Annotated in this window: 15 protein-coding genes; 8 read left to right on the top strand and 7 right to left on the bottom strand. The window is 64.0% G+C overall.

What is annotated here, in order from left to right:
• Window positions 1-9 precede the first annotated feature (9 nt).
• Window positions 10-255: a PLDc N-terminal domain-containing protein gene (locus IAU68_RS06105; RefSeq protein WP_171194005.1), complete on the top strand. Its 246-nt coding sequence runs from the start codon at window positions 10-12 to the stop codon at window positions 253-255.
• On the opposite strand, the gene IAU68_RS06100 is transcribed toward IAU68_RS06105, so the two are convergent.
• On the bottom strand, window positions 252-1,616 hold the full coding sequence (locus IAU68_RS06100; protein ID WP_171194004.1) for a PFL family protein: 1,365 nt from the start codon (window positions 1,614-1,616) through the stop codon (window positions 252-254). The two genes, IAU68_RS06105 and IAU68_RS06100, sit on opposite strands and share 4 nt — an antisense overlap.
• A 9-nt stretch (window positions 1,617-1,625) precedes the next feature.
• Window positions 1,626-1,895, bottom strand: a complete 270-nt coding sequence (locus tag IAU68_RS06095; RefSeq protein ID WP_171194003.1) for an ACT domain-containing protein — start codon at window positions 1,893-1,895, stop codon at window positions 1,626-1,628.
• A 40-nt stretch (window positions 1,896-1,935) separates the two neighbouring features.
• Between IAU68_RS06095 and IAU68_RS06090 the strand changes: the two genes are divergently transcribed.
• Window positions 1,936-2,592, top strand: a complete 657-nt coding sequence (locus IAU68_RS06090; RefSeq protein ID WP_171194002.1) for an NAD(P)H-binding protein — start codon at window positions 1,936-1,938, stop codon at window positions 2,590-2,592.
• On the opposite strand, the gene IAU68_RS06085 is transcribed toward IAU68_RS06090, so the two are convergent.
• The 3 genes from IAU68_RS06085 to acnA all read right to left on the bottom strand — a co-directional run bounded on the left by IAU68_RS06085 (window position 2,589) and on the right by acnA (window position 6,795).
• Window positions 2,589-3,329: a glutamine amidotransferase-related protein gene (locus IAU68_RS06085; protein ID WP_171194001.1), complete on the bottom strand. Its 741-nt coding sequence runs from the start codon at window positions 3,327-3,329 to the stop codon at window positions 2,589-2,591. The genes IAU68_RS06090 and IAU68_RS06085 overlap by 4 nt on opposite strands.
• 24 nt (window positions 3,330-3,353) lie before the next feature.
• Window positions 3,354-3,920, bottom strand: coding sequence for a TetR/AcrR family transcriptional regulator (locus tag IAU68_RS06080; RefSeq protein ID WP_171194000.1), 567 nt, complete (start codon window positions 3,918-3,920; stop codon window positions 3,354-3,356).
• A gap of 97 nt (window positions 3,921-4,017) precedes the next feature.
• Window positions 4,018-6,795 carry an aconitate hydratase AcnA gene (gene acnA / locus IAU68_RS06075; protein ID WP_223111945.1) on the bottom strand — a complete coding sequence of 926 codons (2,778 nt, stop codon included), beginning with the start codon at window positions 6,793-6,795 and terminating at the stop codon, window positions 4,018-4,020.
• A 202-nt stretch (window positions 6,796-6,997) separates the two neighbouring features.
• Between acnA and IAU68_RS06070 the strand changes: the two genes are divergently transcribed.
• The 3 genes from IAU68_RS06070 (at window position 6,998) to IAU68_RS06060 (ending at window position 10,726) form a co-directional block, all read left to right on the top strand.
• The gene (locus IAU68_RS06070) at window positions 6,998-7,468 is read left to right on the top strand and encodes an Rv1476 family membrane protein (RefSeq protein WP_171193998.1); all 471 of its coding nucleotides are present in this window, start codon (window positions 6,998-7,000) and stop codon (window positions 7,466-7,468) included.
• A 510-nt stretch (window positions 7,469-7,978) separates the two neighbouring features.
• On the top strand, window positions 7,979-9,640 hold the full coding sequence (locus tag IAU68_RS06065) for a DIP1281 family NlpC/P60 protein (protein WP_407928701.1): 1,662 nt from the start codon (window positions 7,979-7,981) through the stop codon (window positions 9,638-9,640).
• A 30-nt stretch (window positions 9,641-9,670) separates the two neighbouring features.
• Window positions 9,671-10,726, top strand: a complete 1,056-nt coding sequence (locus IAU68_RS06060; RefSeq protein ID WP_171193997.1) for a ferrochelatase — start codon at window positions 9,671-9,673, stop codon at window positions 10,724-10,726.
• On the opposite strand, the gene IAU68_RS06055 is transcribed toward IAU68_RS06060, so the two are convergent.
• Window positions 10,723-11,478 (bottom strand): hypothetical protein, encoded by a 756-nt coding sequence (locus tag IAU68_RS06055; protein ID WP_171193996.1) that lies wholly within the window; start codon window positions 11,476-11,478, stop codon window positions 10,723-10,725. The genes IAU68_RS06060 and IAU68_RS06055 overlap by 4 nt on opposite strands.
• A gap of 40 nt (window positions 11,479-11,518) precedes the next feature.
• Between IAU68_RS06055 and IAU68_RS06050 the strand changes: the two genes are divergently transcribed.
• The 3 genes from IAU68_RS06050 to IAU68_RS06040 are packed head-to-tail and all read left to right on the top strand — an operon-like array spanning window position 11,519 to window position 14,051.
• A complete protein-coding gene (locus IAU68_RS06050; RefSeq protein ID WP_171193995.1) occupies window positions 11,519-12,370 on the top strand; it encodes a DUF3097 domain-containing protein in 852 nt (283 codons plus the stop codon).
• A gap of 10 nt (window positions 12,371-12,380) precedes the next feature.
• Window positions 12,381-12,809 (top strand): NfeD family protein, encoded by a 429-nt coding sequence (locus IAU68_RS06045; RefSeq protein WP_171193994.1) that lies wholly within the window; start codon window positions 12,381-12,383, stop codon window positions 12,807-12,809.
• Entirely contained in the window at window positions 12,810-14,051 is a 1,242-nt protein-coding gene (locus tag IAU68_RS06040) for an SPFH domain-containing protein (RefSeq protein WP_171193993.1), read from the top strand.
• On the opposite strand, the gene IAU68_RS06035 is transcribed toward IAU68_RS06040, so the two are convergent.
• Window positions 14,023-14,583: a MarR family transcriptional regulator gene (locus tag IAU68_RS06035; protein ID WP_171193992.1), complete on the bottom strand. Its 561-nt coding sequence runs from the start codon at window positions 14,581-14,583 to the stop codon at window positions 14,023-14,025. The genes IAU68_RS06040 and IAU68_RS06035 overlap by 29 nt on opposite strands.
• Window positions 14,584-14,618 lie beyond the last annotated feature (35 nt).

Below are 14,618 nucleotides of genomic sequence, written 5' to 3'. Positions count from 1 at the left end.
ATCATCAGCATGGCAAAGAACAACGGAATTATTCGCTCCATCAAGGACGCCTGGAACGGTCTGTCCTCCGACCAAAAAACGTTTGCTGGCGTCCTTGCGACTATCGATACCGCAGGCAAGGCGTACGCACTTCGGGACTTGGCTCGCACTAACTCCAAGCGCATCCGTGGCCCGAAGTGGCTTTGGACTCCAATCATCGGCGCAGTAAACACGCTTGGTTGGGTGGGCTACCTGCTCATTGGCAAGAAGCGCTAGTTTCTAAACCCGTGCACCGGGGCAGGGATGAACCCGCCGCGGTGGATGAACTCGTCGTTGCCGACGGTGTTCACCGGAATCACCGGGGCGTAGCCGAGAAGACCGCCGAAGTTCACCTCGTCGCCAGGCGTGGTGCCGGGTACGGGGATCAGGCGCGACGCGGTGGTCTTATGGTTCATCACGCCGATTGCGGCTTCGTCGGCAATCATGCCCGCGATGAGTTCGGCGGAGGTGTCGCCAGGGATGGCGATCATGTCGAAGCCCACGGAGCAGATCGAGGTCATCGCCTCGAGCTTGTCCATCGAGATTGCGCCGGAGTTCACTGCGTCGATCATGCCCTTGTCCTCGGAGACCGGGATGAACGAGCCGGACAGGCCGCCGACGCGTGAGCAGGCCATCATGCCGCCCTTCTTCACCGCGTCGTTGAGCAGGGCAAGTGCAGCGGTCGTGCCGTGGGTGCCCACCTGATCGAGTCCCATTCGTTCGAGAACGTGCGCGACCGAATCGCCCATCTCCGCGGTCGGGGCGAGCGACAGGTCTACGATGCCGAACGGCACACCGATGCGTTCTGCTGCGAGCGTTCCGACGAGCTGCCCCGCGCGGGTGATCTTGAACGCGGCCTTTTTAATCTCTTCGGCAACCTCGTTCAAGGACGCACCCTTGAGAGGGGCAATCGCATTGTCGACGACACCGGGGCCCGACACGCCAACTGAAATGACCGTGTCTGGCTCCTCAATGCCGTGGAACGCTCCCGCCATGAACGGGTTGTCGCCCACTGCGTTGGCGAAAACAACCAGCTTGGCGCAGGCGATGGAGGAGCGATCAGCGGTCAATTCCGCAGCTTCCTTGACGATCTCACCCATCTTTGCCACGGCGTTCATGTTGATGCCGGCGCGCGAGGAGGCGACGTTGACGGAACTGCACACGTTGTCCGTCTCGGACAGCGCCTCGGGGATGGAGTAGATCAACCGCTTGTCGGCAGTGGTGCCGCCTTTTTCAACCAGCGCGGAGTATCCGCCGACGAAGTTCACGCCAAGTTCGGCCGCTGCGCGATCCAGTGCGCGGGCGATGTCGACGGGGTTGCCGTCCACACCAGCCGCGACGAGGGCGACGGGGGAGACCGAGATGCGCTTGTTCACGATCGGGATCCCCAGCTCCCGCTCGATGCCCTCGCACACTGTGACCAAATTCGCCGCGCGCTCAGTCACGCGGTCGTACACAGCCTGCGCGGTGGCCTCCATCGTGGAGCGGGTGCAGCCGATAAGCGAGATGCCCATAGTCACGGTTCGGATGTCCAGGCGGTAATCCTCGATCATCCGGATGACGTCGAGGAAACGCGCGTCAGAAAACTCGAAACTCACAAGCGCCCCTTAAATGTCGTTGATTGCGCTGAACAGCGCCTCGGATTGGATGCGTACGACCATGCCGAGCGGCTTGCCCGCAGCGTCGAACGCGTCCTGAAGTGCACCCATGTCCACGTCGCCCTCGGGAAGTTCGACGCGCATGATCATGGTGAAGAAGTCGTCCATGATGGTCTGCGAGACGTCGAGGATGTTGAGGCCCTGATCGGCCGCTTCCTTTGCGACTGCGGCGATAACGCCTGGGCGGTCCTTACCGGTGGTCGTAATAATTGCGTGCATGCGGAAATTATAGGCGTGAAGTACGCGTACAGTTGGTGTTATGAAAACACAGCATGTACTCGTCCTCGGTGCGGGCGGAAACGTCTCGCGCCACTCCGTTCCCAAGTTGGTCGAGGCGGGCCACCAGGTCACCGCACTCGTGCGAAATCCCGACCACGCCAAGCAGCTTGTCGACGACGGCGCAACCGCCCTCGTCCGCGATCTGACCACGCTCGATCAGGAGGATTGGGCACGCCTGCTCACCCCGTTCGACGTCGTCGTCTGGTCTGCGGGCGCCGGCGGAGGCTCCGCGGAGCGCACCTGGGCGGTCGACCGCGACGCTGCGATGGCAATGATCGACGCGCTTGAAGAGCTCGACGAATTTGCGCCGTTTGCCATCATGGTTTCCTACGCTGGTGCCTCCGAGGCGTCCGTGGAAAACGACGGCGGCGCCTGGTACGCCTACGTCGAGTCCAAAAAGGCCGTCGACCGCCGCCTGCTCGACTCGAGTCTGCCGTACCAGATCCTGGGCCCGACGCGGCTGACCGACGACCCGGCCAAGGGCATTGCGCTTCTCGACGAAGCACGCGACGCCGATTCCGAAACCCCGCGCGAACTCGTCGCCGATGTGATTGTGGAATCGGTGGGCCGCGGCGAACCGTTCGCCCGTAACCCGATCGACTTTGAGGGTGGCAACGACCCGGTCTCCGGGCTCTAAGCGTCGAGCGAGAAGTAATCCTCACGGCACAGCCGGGCGAAGTTTCGCAGTAGCGAATTCGCCCGGCTGACGTCGTGATTGGGCAGATCGGCGACGATGCGCGCGTATTCGTCGGCCGGGAAGTAGCCGTAATCGTGGAAGAAGTCCATGCGGGTACGCATGGCGTCGGCGTCCATTTCGGCGTGGAATTGGGTGGCCCACACGCGGTCGTCGTAACGCACCATCTGCACAGGTGTGGCTGGGCCGGTCGCGAGCACCGTCAGGTTCTTGGGAAGATCCACCGGGTTTTCGGTGTGGCCAGTCAGCGCCGTGAAGGTGCCGCCGCCTCCAAGAACGGGGTCGGAGGCCCCGGCTGCAGTCACGTCCACAGTGGTGGGCCCGGACGGCTCGGGCGAGGTGCGGCCCACGGTGCCGCCGAGGTGGTCCACCAGCCAGGAGATGCCGAAGCAGACGAAAAAGACGGGCTTGCCGGAGGTGACCACGGTGGCCAGGACATCGTCGACATGCTTGTGCCAGGCCGAGCGCTCCTCGTTGGTCACGTTGAGCGAGCAGCCGCCGACGATGATGCCGCTGACCGGCTCGAGCGGTCCGAGTTGGGCATCGGGGGAGTCGATGACGCGGAGCTCCATATCCAGCTCGTCGAGGCCGGTGGCCCGCAGGGTGTCGTGGTACTCGGCGTGCGCGACATCAGGGCCGATCTCGCCGTCGCGCAAGGAAAGAAAAAGGAGCTTTGCCATGCGAGCGAGTCTATACCGCTCTGTCTATTCGGCCCCCATCGGGTCGCGGACCGCTTGTTCTACCACGTCGAGCATCGCCTCGAGCCGCTCAACAGGTTCTCCGGCGGCTAGTTTGGTGATGAACCCTTCCAGCACTGTCTCCAGGTACGTCTGGACGACGGCCACGGGGACGTCGTCGCGCATCTGCTTATTTGACTCCAAGCGATCACGCACCGCATGGTCGAGCACCTCTTGATGCTCACGCCACCGCGCCTCGAACTTCGGGTCTGTTCGCAGCTTGCGCAGGATTTCGGCGCGGGTGGTGAACCAGTCGTTGGCAGCCGTGTCGCGAAGCATCCCACGCATGACTTCGACCAAGCCTTGCTCACTGACCACCTGGGCCTGGCGCTCCGCATCCGCCTTCGCAATCGCGAGGAACAACGATTCTTTATCCCCGAAGTGGTGGAAGATCGCACCGCGGGTCTTACCCGTTGCCTCCTCGAGCCGGGCCACAGTCGCGCCCTCGTAGCCGTAGTCGGCGAAGCAGGTGCGTGCGGCGTCGATGATCTCGCCGCGGCGGCGGGCAAGTTCCGCGTCGCTCACGATGGGCATGACCGTTGGCTCCTCATGCTCGGGGACGGGTTGGCAAATGGGGGAAGGGGCCCCGCGTCGTGCGGAGGCCCCTTCGCGGCGATGGTGTTACAGCGGTTTAGCTCTTGACCATCTGACGCAGCACGTACTGCAGGATGCCGCCGTGGCGGAAGTACTCCGCCTCACCCGGCGTGTCCACGCGGACCACGGCGTCGAACTCGACAGCCTCAGCGCCGTCCTTCTCAGCCTTGACGTGGACCGTCGCCGGGATCTCACCGTTGTTGAACTCGGTGATGCCCGTCAGGGTGAAGGTCTCCGTGCCGTCCAGGCCGAGGGACTCGTGGGACTCGCCCTCCGGGAACTGCAGCGGCAGCACGCCCATGCCGATGAGGTTCGAACGGTGAATGCGCTCGAAGGACTCGGCGATGACTGCCTTGACGCCAAGGAGGTTGGTGCCCTTTGCAGCCCAGTCACGGGAGGAACCAGTGCCGTACTCCTTGCCGGCGATGACGACGAGCGGGATGTCCTTCTCGGCGTAGTTCATCGCGGCGTCGTAGATGTACGCCTGCGGTGCGCCCTCCTGGGTGAAGTCGCGGGTGAAGCCGCCCTGCTCGTCGACAAGCTGGTTGCGCAGGCGAATGTTCGCGAACGTGCCGCGAACCATGACCTCGTGGTTGCCGCGGCGGGAACCGAAGGAGTTGTAGTCCTTGCGCTCCACACCGTTCTCGTCGAGGTAGTTCGCCGCCGGGGTGCCCGGCTTGATGGACGACGCGGGCGAGATGTGGTCGGTGGTCACCGAATCGCCCAGCTTCGCCAGCACGCGTGCGCCCTCGATGTCCTTGACGTCCTCCGGCTGCTCCGGCATGCCGTCGAAGTACGGCGCCTTGCGGATGTAGGTGGAGTCCTCGTTCCAGTCGAAGGTCTTGCCGGTCGGGATGTCGAGGCCCTGCCACTGCTCGTCGCCCTTGAAGACGTCCGCGTAGTCCTTCTCGTACATCTCGCGGGAGATGGTACCGGCGATGGTCTCTTCGATCTCCTCGGTGGACGGCCAGACGTCCTTGAGGAAGACATCGTTGCCGTCAGCGTCCTGACCGAGCGGTTGGGACTCGAAGTCGAAGTCCATCGTGCCGGCAATCGCGTAGGCGATGACCAGCAGCGGGGACGCGAGGTAGTTCATCTTCACATCCGGGGAGATGCGGCCCTCGAAGTTGCGGTTACCGGACAGCACAGCGGTTGCGGTGAGGTCGAACTCGTTGACTGCCTCGGAGACCTCAGCCGGCAGCGGGCCGGAGTTGCCGATGCAGGAAGCGCAGCCGAAGCCCGACAGGTAGAAGCCGACGGCCTCGAGGTCCTTCCACAGGTCTGCACGGTCGTAGTAGCCGTCGACGACCTGGGAGCCCGGAGCCATAATCGTCTTGACCCACGGCTTCGCCTTGAGGCCCTTCTCGGCGGCCTTACGTGCCAGCAGCGCGGCACCGACCATGACGGACGGGTTGGAGGTGTTGGTGCACGAGGTCACTGCGGCAATGGCCACGAAACCGTGATCGAGGGTGTACTCGCCGCCCTGCGGGGACTCGACGATGACCGGCTTGGAAGCACGGCCCTCAGCACCCTCGGCTGCCGATTCGCCATTGGCCGGCCAGGACTCGTTGTAGGAAACAGCGTCGACCTTCTCAGCGCGCACCGGCTCTTCAGTGCCTTCGCCGGCGGTGTTGTAGTCCGGCAGCTGCTTGCGGAAGGTGTCCTTGGACTCGGAAAGCAGAATGCGGTCCTGCGGGCGCTTCGGGCCAGCGATGGACGGCACGACGGTGGACAGGTCCAGCTCGAGGTACTCGGAGTACTCGGCCTCGGTGGCGTCCTGCTCGAGCCACATGCCCTGCGCCTTGGCGTATGCCTCGACGCGGTCGATGTCCTCCTGGGAGCGACCGGTCAGGTGCAGGTAGTTGATGGTCTCCTCGTCGATCGGGAAGATCGCACAGGTGGAGCCGAACTCCGGCGACATGTTGCCGATGGTCGCGCGGTTGGCCAGCGGGATCTCCTTGACACCGTTGCCGTAGAACTCGACGAACTTCTGCACCACGCCGTGCTCGCGGAGCATTTCGGTGATGGTGAGCACGACGTCGGTCGCCGTCACGCCAGCCGGGATTTCGCCGGTGAGCTTGAAGCCCACAACGCGCGGGATAAGCATGGACACCGGCTGGCCGAGCATCGCAGCCTCAGCCTCGATGCCGCCGACGCCCCAGCCCAGGATGCCCAGGCCGTTTTCCATGGTGGTGTGGGAGTCGGTGCCGATGCAGGTGTCAGGGTAGGCCACGCCCTCGTTGTCGAACACGACGCGGGAGAGGTACTCGATGTTGACCTGGTGGACAATGCCGGTTCCCGGCGGCACGACGCGGAAGTTGGAGAAGTTCTCCGCACCCCAGCGCAGGAACTGGTAGCGCTCCTCATTGCGCTGGTACTCGATCTCCACGTTCTTCTCGATGGCGCTGTCGGAACCGAATGCCTCGATAATTACCGAGTGGTCGATGACCATTTCGGCCGGGTTCAGCGGGTTAACCTGGTCCGGGTTTCCGCCGAGCGAAGATACGGCCTCACGCATTGTTGCAAGGTCGACAACACACGGCACACCGGTGAAGTCCTGCATCAGCACACGTGCCGGGGTGAACTGGATTTCCACGCTCGGCTCTGCCGAGGGATCCCAGTTCGCAATGGCCTTGATGTGGTCTTCGGTGACGTTCTTGCCGTCCTCGGTGCGCAGGAGATTCTCGCCCAACACCTTCAGGGAGTAGGGGAGTTTCTCCATGCCTTCAACAGCGTCGAGCGCGTAGTAGTCGTAAGACTTGTCGCCGACCTCGAGCGTCTTCTTGGCACCGAAAGAATTCTTGCTTTCTGCCACGGTGAGCTCCATTCCTCGTTGTAATTCAAAACAGGGATGATGACCCTATGGTCAAGCCCCATACTAAGCGACTCGCCATAGATCCTCTCCGATACTAACAGTACGATCGTTATGTTTTCGCATTTTGCTTAACGACGACACCCTGGACCCCGCAACTACACTCATCAGACGTACCCCGCACGCCGAATAAAAGGAGCCGTCCGTGCAGCCGGAGACCACGCTCGAAGAGCTCATCGCACAGCTCGGTGCCTCTCCCGTGGCATTCGGCACCGACAATCCGGTCAACGACGGCCTGCGCGGCGGGCTCGAGGGTGCACTCGACGCTCCGGACACCGCACTTATCGACCCGGCCGCGGTCATCGTGCTGGAGCAGACGCCGAAGCAGGTCGCTGATCTCCGCGACCTCGCCCAGGACGTAGCCGGCCAAACGGACTTCGACACCGTTCTGGTGCGCACCCCGCATGTAGCAGTTGGGGTGAGCGAGAACCTCACCCGCGCCCAAATAGAACGCGGGCAGCTGGCCATGGTTGCTGAACCAGACTATGTGGCCGGTCTCCATGCGTTTGCAGCTGAAGCAGCCGGATTTCACGTGAATTGGCTGCTTGTTGTGGGGCTGATCGTTCTGGTGCTGTTGTGCGTCGCGCTGTTTACCTTTCGCGCTAGCCGCCGGTAAGACAAGCCCCAACACTTGACTGCATCCACAACCCTCGGGTACGCCCCTGCAACTGCCCACCCCCGATTCGGTGAGTGACGAATGTCACACGCGTAAACGGTGTGCCAATCCGCGCAGGTGAGGCGGGTGTGAATCATGTGAAACGTCTTGACTCAAGCAGCTTTGTGTAACAAAAGGGATACAAGTCAGTTGCCTTGACGTATGGTTCCCGTATCGGCTCGTGGGTCGATAGTTGTCGCACCTTTCACGATGGGACCACATAAGGCGCTCTAGTCAAGCGCCTTGATTCAAGTTCGGGCATGTGGGGAAGCACGCCGAGAACTGAGACTCATCTGACTGCGTTGTCGCTGCTGTCGGTTCGCGTTGCCGCGTCAGTAGTCAACATCTAGGACCGCACGTCGAGCCCCTAGTCAGGGTTCTTTTGCGCGCTTTTGGCACGTCCGCAGGTCTTTCTTGATCGCCTGTGGGCTGTTGCTGTGGTGCGCTGCGTGCGGTGTGAGGAGCACCTTCGTGGCTAACCCACAAAGGGGCACGCGGCTGAACCGTGCGCGAAACGCGTTCGGTACTGCCGCATGTGCCGCAACAATTTCTCTCGTGATGGGCCTCGTCAGCCCGTCCGCGTCTGGTCAGAGCTCAACGTCAGCGGTCAGCGAGCTCGTTTCCGCTGTTTCCAAGGCACAGGCAGACGTCGATGCCCGCAACCTCGACCTTGGCGGACTCCAAGAGGCCGTCAACCAGTCGCTGGTGGACCTCCACGACGCCCAGGCGAAGGCGGAGCAAGCCCGTCTCGGCGAGCAGGAGGCGAAGAAGCGTCTCGACGACGCCCAAGCACGCGTGGAGAAGCTCCGCACTGAACTCGAGGAGTTGAGCCGCTCGCAGTACAGGGGGGCGTCGGCAAGCGATGCTCTCACCGCGATCAGCGGGAAAGATACGCAGCGCGACGTGCTGGACCGCTCGTTGTTCCTGCGTCAACGCTCCGAGGAAAAGCGTGCGAAGCTCGAGGAAGCGGAGCGCGCACGTGCTGAAGCCGCGAACGAGGAGGCGACGCTGCGCGAAACGCGCGAGTTAGCTGACGCATCCGCGAAGGAAGCGGAAGCCGCGGAAGCTGAAGCTCGCAGGCTTCTCGACGACAACCGCGCCGCTATGGAGGCCAGTGCCGCTGAGCGCGACGCTGCGCAGCGTGAGCTCGACGCCGCCCAGTCCGAATTGGACGAGCAGCGCGCGCCGGAGGGCAAAGCCAACGAGGACAACGCCACCGAAGACAGCGCGGTTGCCAGCCCCTACGCGGCGACGCTGACCGTCTCGCGCGGCGACGCCACCTACGAGGTGCCGGAAGAGGTTGTGGATCGGGTGCGCGACCGCATCTCAGGCACCTCGCCGGAGGCAGGCGAGCCGAGCCGCGAGGCGATCGTCGATGCGGTGCGCGTTGTTGCCCAGACATCCTCCGACAGCAACGCCACGGCGGACGCGGGCGAGATCGCGGCGTTGTCGTCGGCCGCGGGGCTGCCGCAGCTTGACGACGACGCCATCGCCAAGGCGGGCGCCATCGCCGCCGGTGTCGCGCTCGTCGGTGGCGTGGCCGCCAACCACGGGTCGTTCGCGGACGCGTTCCGCGACGGCGGATCCAGCGAGCTGGTCACCGCATTCGCTGACGGATTGACGGGCGCGATCGGCGAGGTGGAGCCCACCTCCGACACGGTCGAAGCAGTGCTGCCGGAGCTCCAGACTGCGGCGGAGATCTCGGAGGAGGCGCAGCAGGCCTCGGCGGCGGTATCCGATTCGTCCCAGGTTGAGGCAGTGATTGCCCGTGCACAGTCGATGATCGGCACCCCGTACGTGTGGGGTGGCGGCGACGCCAACGGACCGACCAACGGCCTGGAGGGCTCCGGCCAGTCCGGTTTCGACTGCTCCGGCCTCGTCCTCTACGCGTTTGCGGGCGCCGGTATCGCGCTGCCGCACTACACCGGCTACCAGTACCAGCGTGGCACGCACGTGCCGGCGAGCGAGGCCCAGCGCGGCGACCTATTGTTCTGGGGCCCGGGCGGCAGCCAGCACGTGGCGATCTACCTTGGCGACGGCACCATGATCGAAGCGCCTCAGTCCGGCCAGAACGTGAAGATCTCGCCAGTGCGCTGGTCGGGCATGACCCCGAACGCGGTCCGCCTGCTCTAGCGGATCGGGCCACGGTCTAGGCTCAAGACCATGGCTCTACACGACTACGATGCACTCCTCGTCCTCTCCTTCGGTGGCCCCGAGGGGGAGGACGAGGTTATTCCTTTTCTTGAGAACGTCACGCGCGGCCGCGGCATCCCGCGGGAGCGTCTCGCGCAGGTGGGCGAGCACTACTTCCACTTCGGGGGTGTCAGCCCGATCAACGCGCAAAACCGCGATCTCATCGCAAACATCGAGGCGGAACTCGACCGCCGCGGCATCGATCTTCCCGTCTACTTCGGCAACCGCAACTGGCACCCGTTCGCCGAAGACACCGCGAAGCAGTTGCTTGACGACGACCACCGCCGCGTCCTCGTCTTCGCCACGTCAGCCTGGGGCGGCTACTCCGCGTGCCGCCAGTACGACGAGGACATTCAGCGCATCCGCGAGGTCACCCCGGAGATCGAGTACACGAAGCTCTGGCAGTTCTACGGCCACCCGACGTTTGTGCAACTGATGGCCGACAACTTGCGCGCAGCAGTCGAACGCGCACCTGAGGCGACGAAGATCCTATTCACGGCACACAGCGTGCCCACTGTTGCAGACAACGCCGCAGGTGGTCCGACGGATGCGAATCTGTACTCGCGGCAGGTTACGGAGGCGGCCGCGCTCGTCGCGAATCAAGCCGGCGTTGAGGACTACGAGGTGGTGTGGCAATCGCGCTCCGGCAACCCGGCGACGCCGTGGCTGGAGCCCGATGTTGTTGACAGGACCGAGGAGCTGCACGCTGCCGGGGGCTTCGAGCACCTGATCTGCGTGCCGCTCGGCTTTATCACCGACCACATGGAGGTCGTTTGGGACCTCGACACCGAGCTCAAGCAGACCTGCGACGACCTGGGGGTCACGCTCGACCGTGTGCCCACGGTGGGGCTCGATGCGGAGTTCGCCGGCATGGTGGTCGACATTGCGGCAGCAGTAGGCGGCGACGTCAAGCCTAAAACCTTGTCTAGCGTCACCGTGCAGGGCTGTACCGTCAACGGCGCGCCTTGCAGGGAAGGCTGCTGTGCGCCGGTGAAGCGCCCAGCGCGCCCGGCCGCGAACGCTTAAGCACGCATGTACTCGCGGCGGTAATCAACCACCGCGTCAGACACGCCCGCCATGCGTGCGGAGCGAACGTGGCGCCACAGGGCGAACAGGTGGGGATCGAAGGTGTGGTCGTCGAGACGCTCCGTCACCGTCTCGATGGTCGCCGCCACACGGTCCGCCCTCGCGAACAGTTTGGCGGCGCGTGGTGTGACACCGGCCGGCAAGCCCGGGGTGTCGTAAAAATCCGCCAGGGTACCCACCGCCAGCCTTGGGTTGGGCAGTTCCTTGCGCGTGCCGCCGGCGGCCTCGATGAGCACAGCCGCCTCATTTGTTGCGCGTGAGAGCAGCTGGTCGGCCTCGCCTGGCGTGAGCCATTCCGGCTCAGGCAACGGCTCGTAGTCCTCGAACCACCGCCAGCGCACCCCGTCCGCCGAATAGTCGGGCACCAGAATGTGGTTGGCGCCTCCGCCCCGGACCACGAGCGCGCCCGCCTGAGTCAGCGCTTCCATCGCGGGAGAGTCTGCACGCAGCCGCGGTGCCTGGCCTGGGCCCCACAGCACCAGCCGCACGGCAGGTTCAGGTGATTCGAGGTCGGCGGCGGTGCGGACGTCGTGAAGCAATTGCACCATCGGGGCACCGTCAAAGGTGTGGGTGCCGCCGAGGTCGGTGAGCGCATCGATGGTCTCGTCCGTGGATTCGACGTTGTAGAGCCACGCCGCCAACCAGACGGCGGTGTTTTGCAGTGGCGAATAAACCTGTGCGCGCGTGTGCATCCGGGCAAGTGTAGCCGGGCCGATAGAATGCGGAAACACTATGGGAGATAGCCGGTACAGCGGAGATATTTTTAAGGGCCACGCACGCACGAAACGGCCGACCTACCCGGCGATGCCTGCGGAGCCGGGCGTCATCGTGGAGATCGTGGGCAACGATTTCGTCGGCGCGGTCGTCGGGTTCGAGCGCACCTACGACGGCGACTTTGTGCGCCTCGAGGACCGCTACGGCACGCAGCGGCTGTTCAAGATGCTGCCGGGTGCCTTCATGGTCGAAGGTCAACGGGTGACGCTCACGCGCTACGTTGCGCCGCGAAACGAGGAGCCGAAGCGGTCGAACTCGGGCTCGCGCAAGGTCGCCAACGTCCAGGCGAAGGTCGCGATGCCGTCGCGGATCTGGGTGGAGGGCATCCACGACGCGGCCATCGTGGAGCAGGTGTGGGGTCACGACCTGCGCGTGGAGGGTGTCGTCGTCGAGTATCTCGAAGGCCTGGATAACTTGCAGGCGCGTCTCGACGAGTTCCAGCCCGGGCCGGGCCGCCGCATCGGTGTGCTCGCCGACCACCTGATCAAGGGCACAAAAGAGGCCCGGCTGGTGGAAAACGTCGGACCGCACGTGCTGGTTACCGGCCACCCGTACATCGACATCTGGGCTGCTGTGAAGCCGAAGAGCGTCGGCATCCCCGCCTGGCCTGAGGTGCCGTACGGCGAGGACTGGAAAACCGGTGTGTGCCGACGCCTCGGCTGGTCGGATCCGAAGGAGGGGTGGCGCCGCGTGTCCTCGTCGGTGCACACCTTCAGGGATCTCGATTCGACGCTGATCGGAGCGGTCGAGCGACTCGTGGATTTTGTGACCAACCCTGATCTGTCCAAATCAGATCTCGAACACATGTAAGGTATATCGCGTGGGAGCTTTACTCTGGTTCATCGTCGCCGCAATTTTGGCGCTGGCCGAGCTAGCGGTGGGGGAATTGACACTGCTCATGCTGGCGTGCGGCGCGCTCGTCACCGCAGGGGTCGCGCTAGCCGGCGTACCGCTTGCCGCTGAGATTGCTGTCTTCACCGTGGCATCAGTGCTGTTCTGGGTGTTCCTGCGCCCACCGTTGCGCAAGCGCATGGAAAAACCGCTGGTGCTCGATGAGACGCCGCGTGCGCTCGTCGGCAGCCGTGCTGAAGTGGTGGAGGACATCGTTGACGGTACCGGTCAGGTGCGTTTAGACGGCTCACTGTGGTCGGCGCGCGCACTCGACCCAGCGGCGACGATCCCAGCGGGTTCTCACGTGACCGTTTACGATATCGACGGACCCGTGGCCGTCGTATGGAAGGAGTCCTAGATGGGTGGGTTAGTCACCTTCGTCGTTATACTTGTCTTACTGATCGCGCTGCTCACAGCGTCGATCAAGCTCATCCCGCAGGGGGAGGCCGCCGTGATCGAGCGGCTTGGGCGCTACACGCGCACTGCCTCGGGTGGGATCACCTTCCTCGTGCCGTACATCGACCGTGTGCGTGCCCGCGTGGATACGCGTGAGCGCGTTGTGTCGTTCCCGCCACAGGCCGTGATCACACAGGACAACCTCACCGTGGCAATTGACACGGTGGTCACGTTCCAGATCAACGAGCCCGCCAAAGCGATCTACGGTGTGGACAACTACCTCGTCGGTGTGGAGCAGATTTCGACTGCGACGCTGCGCGACGTCGTCGGTGGCATGACGCTAGAAGAAACGCTGACTTCGCGCGAGACCATCAACCGTCGCCTGCGCGGAGAACTCGACGCGGCCACCGCGAAGTGGGGCCTGCGCATCAGCCGAGTGGAGCTCAAGGCGATTGATCCGCCGCCGTCGATCCAGCAGTCCATGGAGATGCAGATGAAGGCGGACCGCGAGAAGCGCGCTATGATCCTCACCGCGGAAGGTAAGCGCGAATCCGACATCAAGACCGCCGAGGGCGAGAAGCAGGCGCGCATCCTTTCCGCCGAGGGTGAAAAGCACGCCGCGATCCTCGCCGCCGAGGCGGAACGCCAGGCGATGATGCTGCGCGCCGAAGGCGAGCGCGCCGCCAAATACCTCGCTGCGCAGGGTGAGGCCCGTGCGATCCAAAAGGTCAACGCCGCGATTAAATCCTCCGGTGTCACCCCGGAGTTGCTCGCGTACCAGTACTTGGACCAGCTGCCCAAGATCGCCAACAACGAGGCGGCCACCATGTGGATGATCCCGTCGCAGTTCGGCGATTCGTTGCAGCAGTTCGCTCGCGCGTTCGCCGACAAGGACGACGACGGCGTCTTCCGGTACGAGGCGGAAACAGTAAACGAGCGCGACCGCGAGATGGCGGAAGAAGGCGACCCGGAAGCGTGGTTCGACACCTCAACCGACCCGGAACTCGCTCGCGCGCTTGCCGAGGCCCGCGCGGTGGCGAACAAGCATGTCGACGATCCGGATCCGACCCAGCCCGCCGATAACGCGCCGAGCTCCACGTCGCACCGCGAGATCACGTCAGGTTCGGAGACCGGGTTCGATTTCAATCAGCCGGTCTCTCGCCCGGTGGATCCGGTTAATCGGCCTGATCAGCAGCCCGAGTAATCAGGTTCAACGTCAGCTGCCAGCCGGCTTGTTCGGCAGGCCAGCCAGCGGCGTGAAGTCGCTGGCTAATCGCCTGCTTCGAGATGCCTAGCTCGGCTGCAGCCTCGTTCTGATTCAAGCCGCGACGCACGAGTGAGGTCGCCTCGCGCCCTTCAAACGTTCGCTTGTGCAGCACGTGCGCCAGCAGTGCAAACGCCGCGGCAATATCGGAGGCTTCAGTGGTCGCACCTTGCTTATCGACGACCACACGTACCTGGCCCGCCTTCACACCGACCGCCTTCGAGGCAGTGGCGAGTGCGTTCGCTTCCGAGTCGGCAAAGCCCAGACCGATGGCCCAGCTGCCGTCGGAAAGCAACGCCATGATGAGGTTGAGCGACGCCTCCGGGGTGTCGGCGATGGTGCGGATGTCTTCGACACCCAGGATTTCGAACGCGCCAATGCCGGGTAGCGTGCCCAACGCTTCAGCGGAGCGCTCCACCACGGCGGCGCGCCCCTTTTCGCGTCCTCTGTACCTCGCGTGCACGGCAATCATGGCTGCTTATCCTACGCCGGTCTATCCGTGAGCCT

This window comes from Corynebacterium lujinxingii, assembly GCF_014490555.1.
Classification (GTDB): Bacteria; Actinomycetota; Actinomycetes; order Mycobacteriales; family Mycobacteriaceae; genus Corynebacterium; species Corynebacterium lujinxingii.
This window is presented reverse-complemented; position numbering and strand designations above follow the sequence as displayed.

Coding starts and splice junctions, on each gene's coding strand:
- IAU68_RS06035 (WP_171193992.1), bottom strand. CDS start 14,583: ATGATTGCCGTGCACGCGAGGTACAGAGGACGCGAAAAGGGGCGCGCC.
- IAU68_RS06105 (WP_171194005.1), top strand. CDS start 10: ATGGCAAAGAACAACGGAATTATTCGCTCCATCAAGGACGCCTGGAAC.
- IAU68_RS06040 (WP_171193993.1), top strand. CDS start 12,810: ATGGGTGGGTTAGTCACCTTCGTCGTTATACTTGTCTTACTGATCGCG.
- IAU68_RS06050 (WP_171193995.1), top strand. CDS start 11,519: ATGGGAGATAGCCGGTACAGCGGAGATATTTTTAAGGGCCACGCACGC.
- IAU68_RS06060 (WP_171193997.1), top strand. CDS start 9,671: ATGGCTCTACACGACTACGATGCACTCCTCGTCCTCTCCTTCGGTGGC.
- IAU68_RS06090 (WP_171194002.1), top strand. CDS start 1,936: ATGAAAACACAGCATGTACTCGTCCTCGGTGCGGGCGGAAACGTCTCG.
- IAU68_RS06055 (WP_171193996.1), bottom strand. CDS start 11,478: ATGCACACGCGCGCACAGGTTTATTCGCCACTGCAAAACACCGCCGTC.
- IAU68_RS06095 (WP_171194003.1), bottom strand. CDS start 1,895: ATGCACGCAATTATTACGACCACCGGTAAGGACCGCCCAGGCGTTATC.
- IAU68_RS06080 (WP_171194000.1), bottom strand. CDS start 3,920: ATGCCCATCGTGAGCGACGCGGAACTTGCCCGCCGCCGCGGCGAGATC.
- IAU68_RS06085 (WP_171194001.1), bottom strand. CDS start 3,329: ATGGCAAAGCTCCTTTTTCTTTCCTTGCGCGACGGCGAGATCGGCCCT.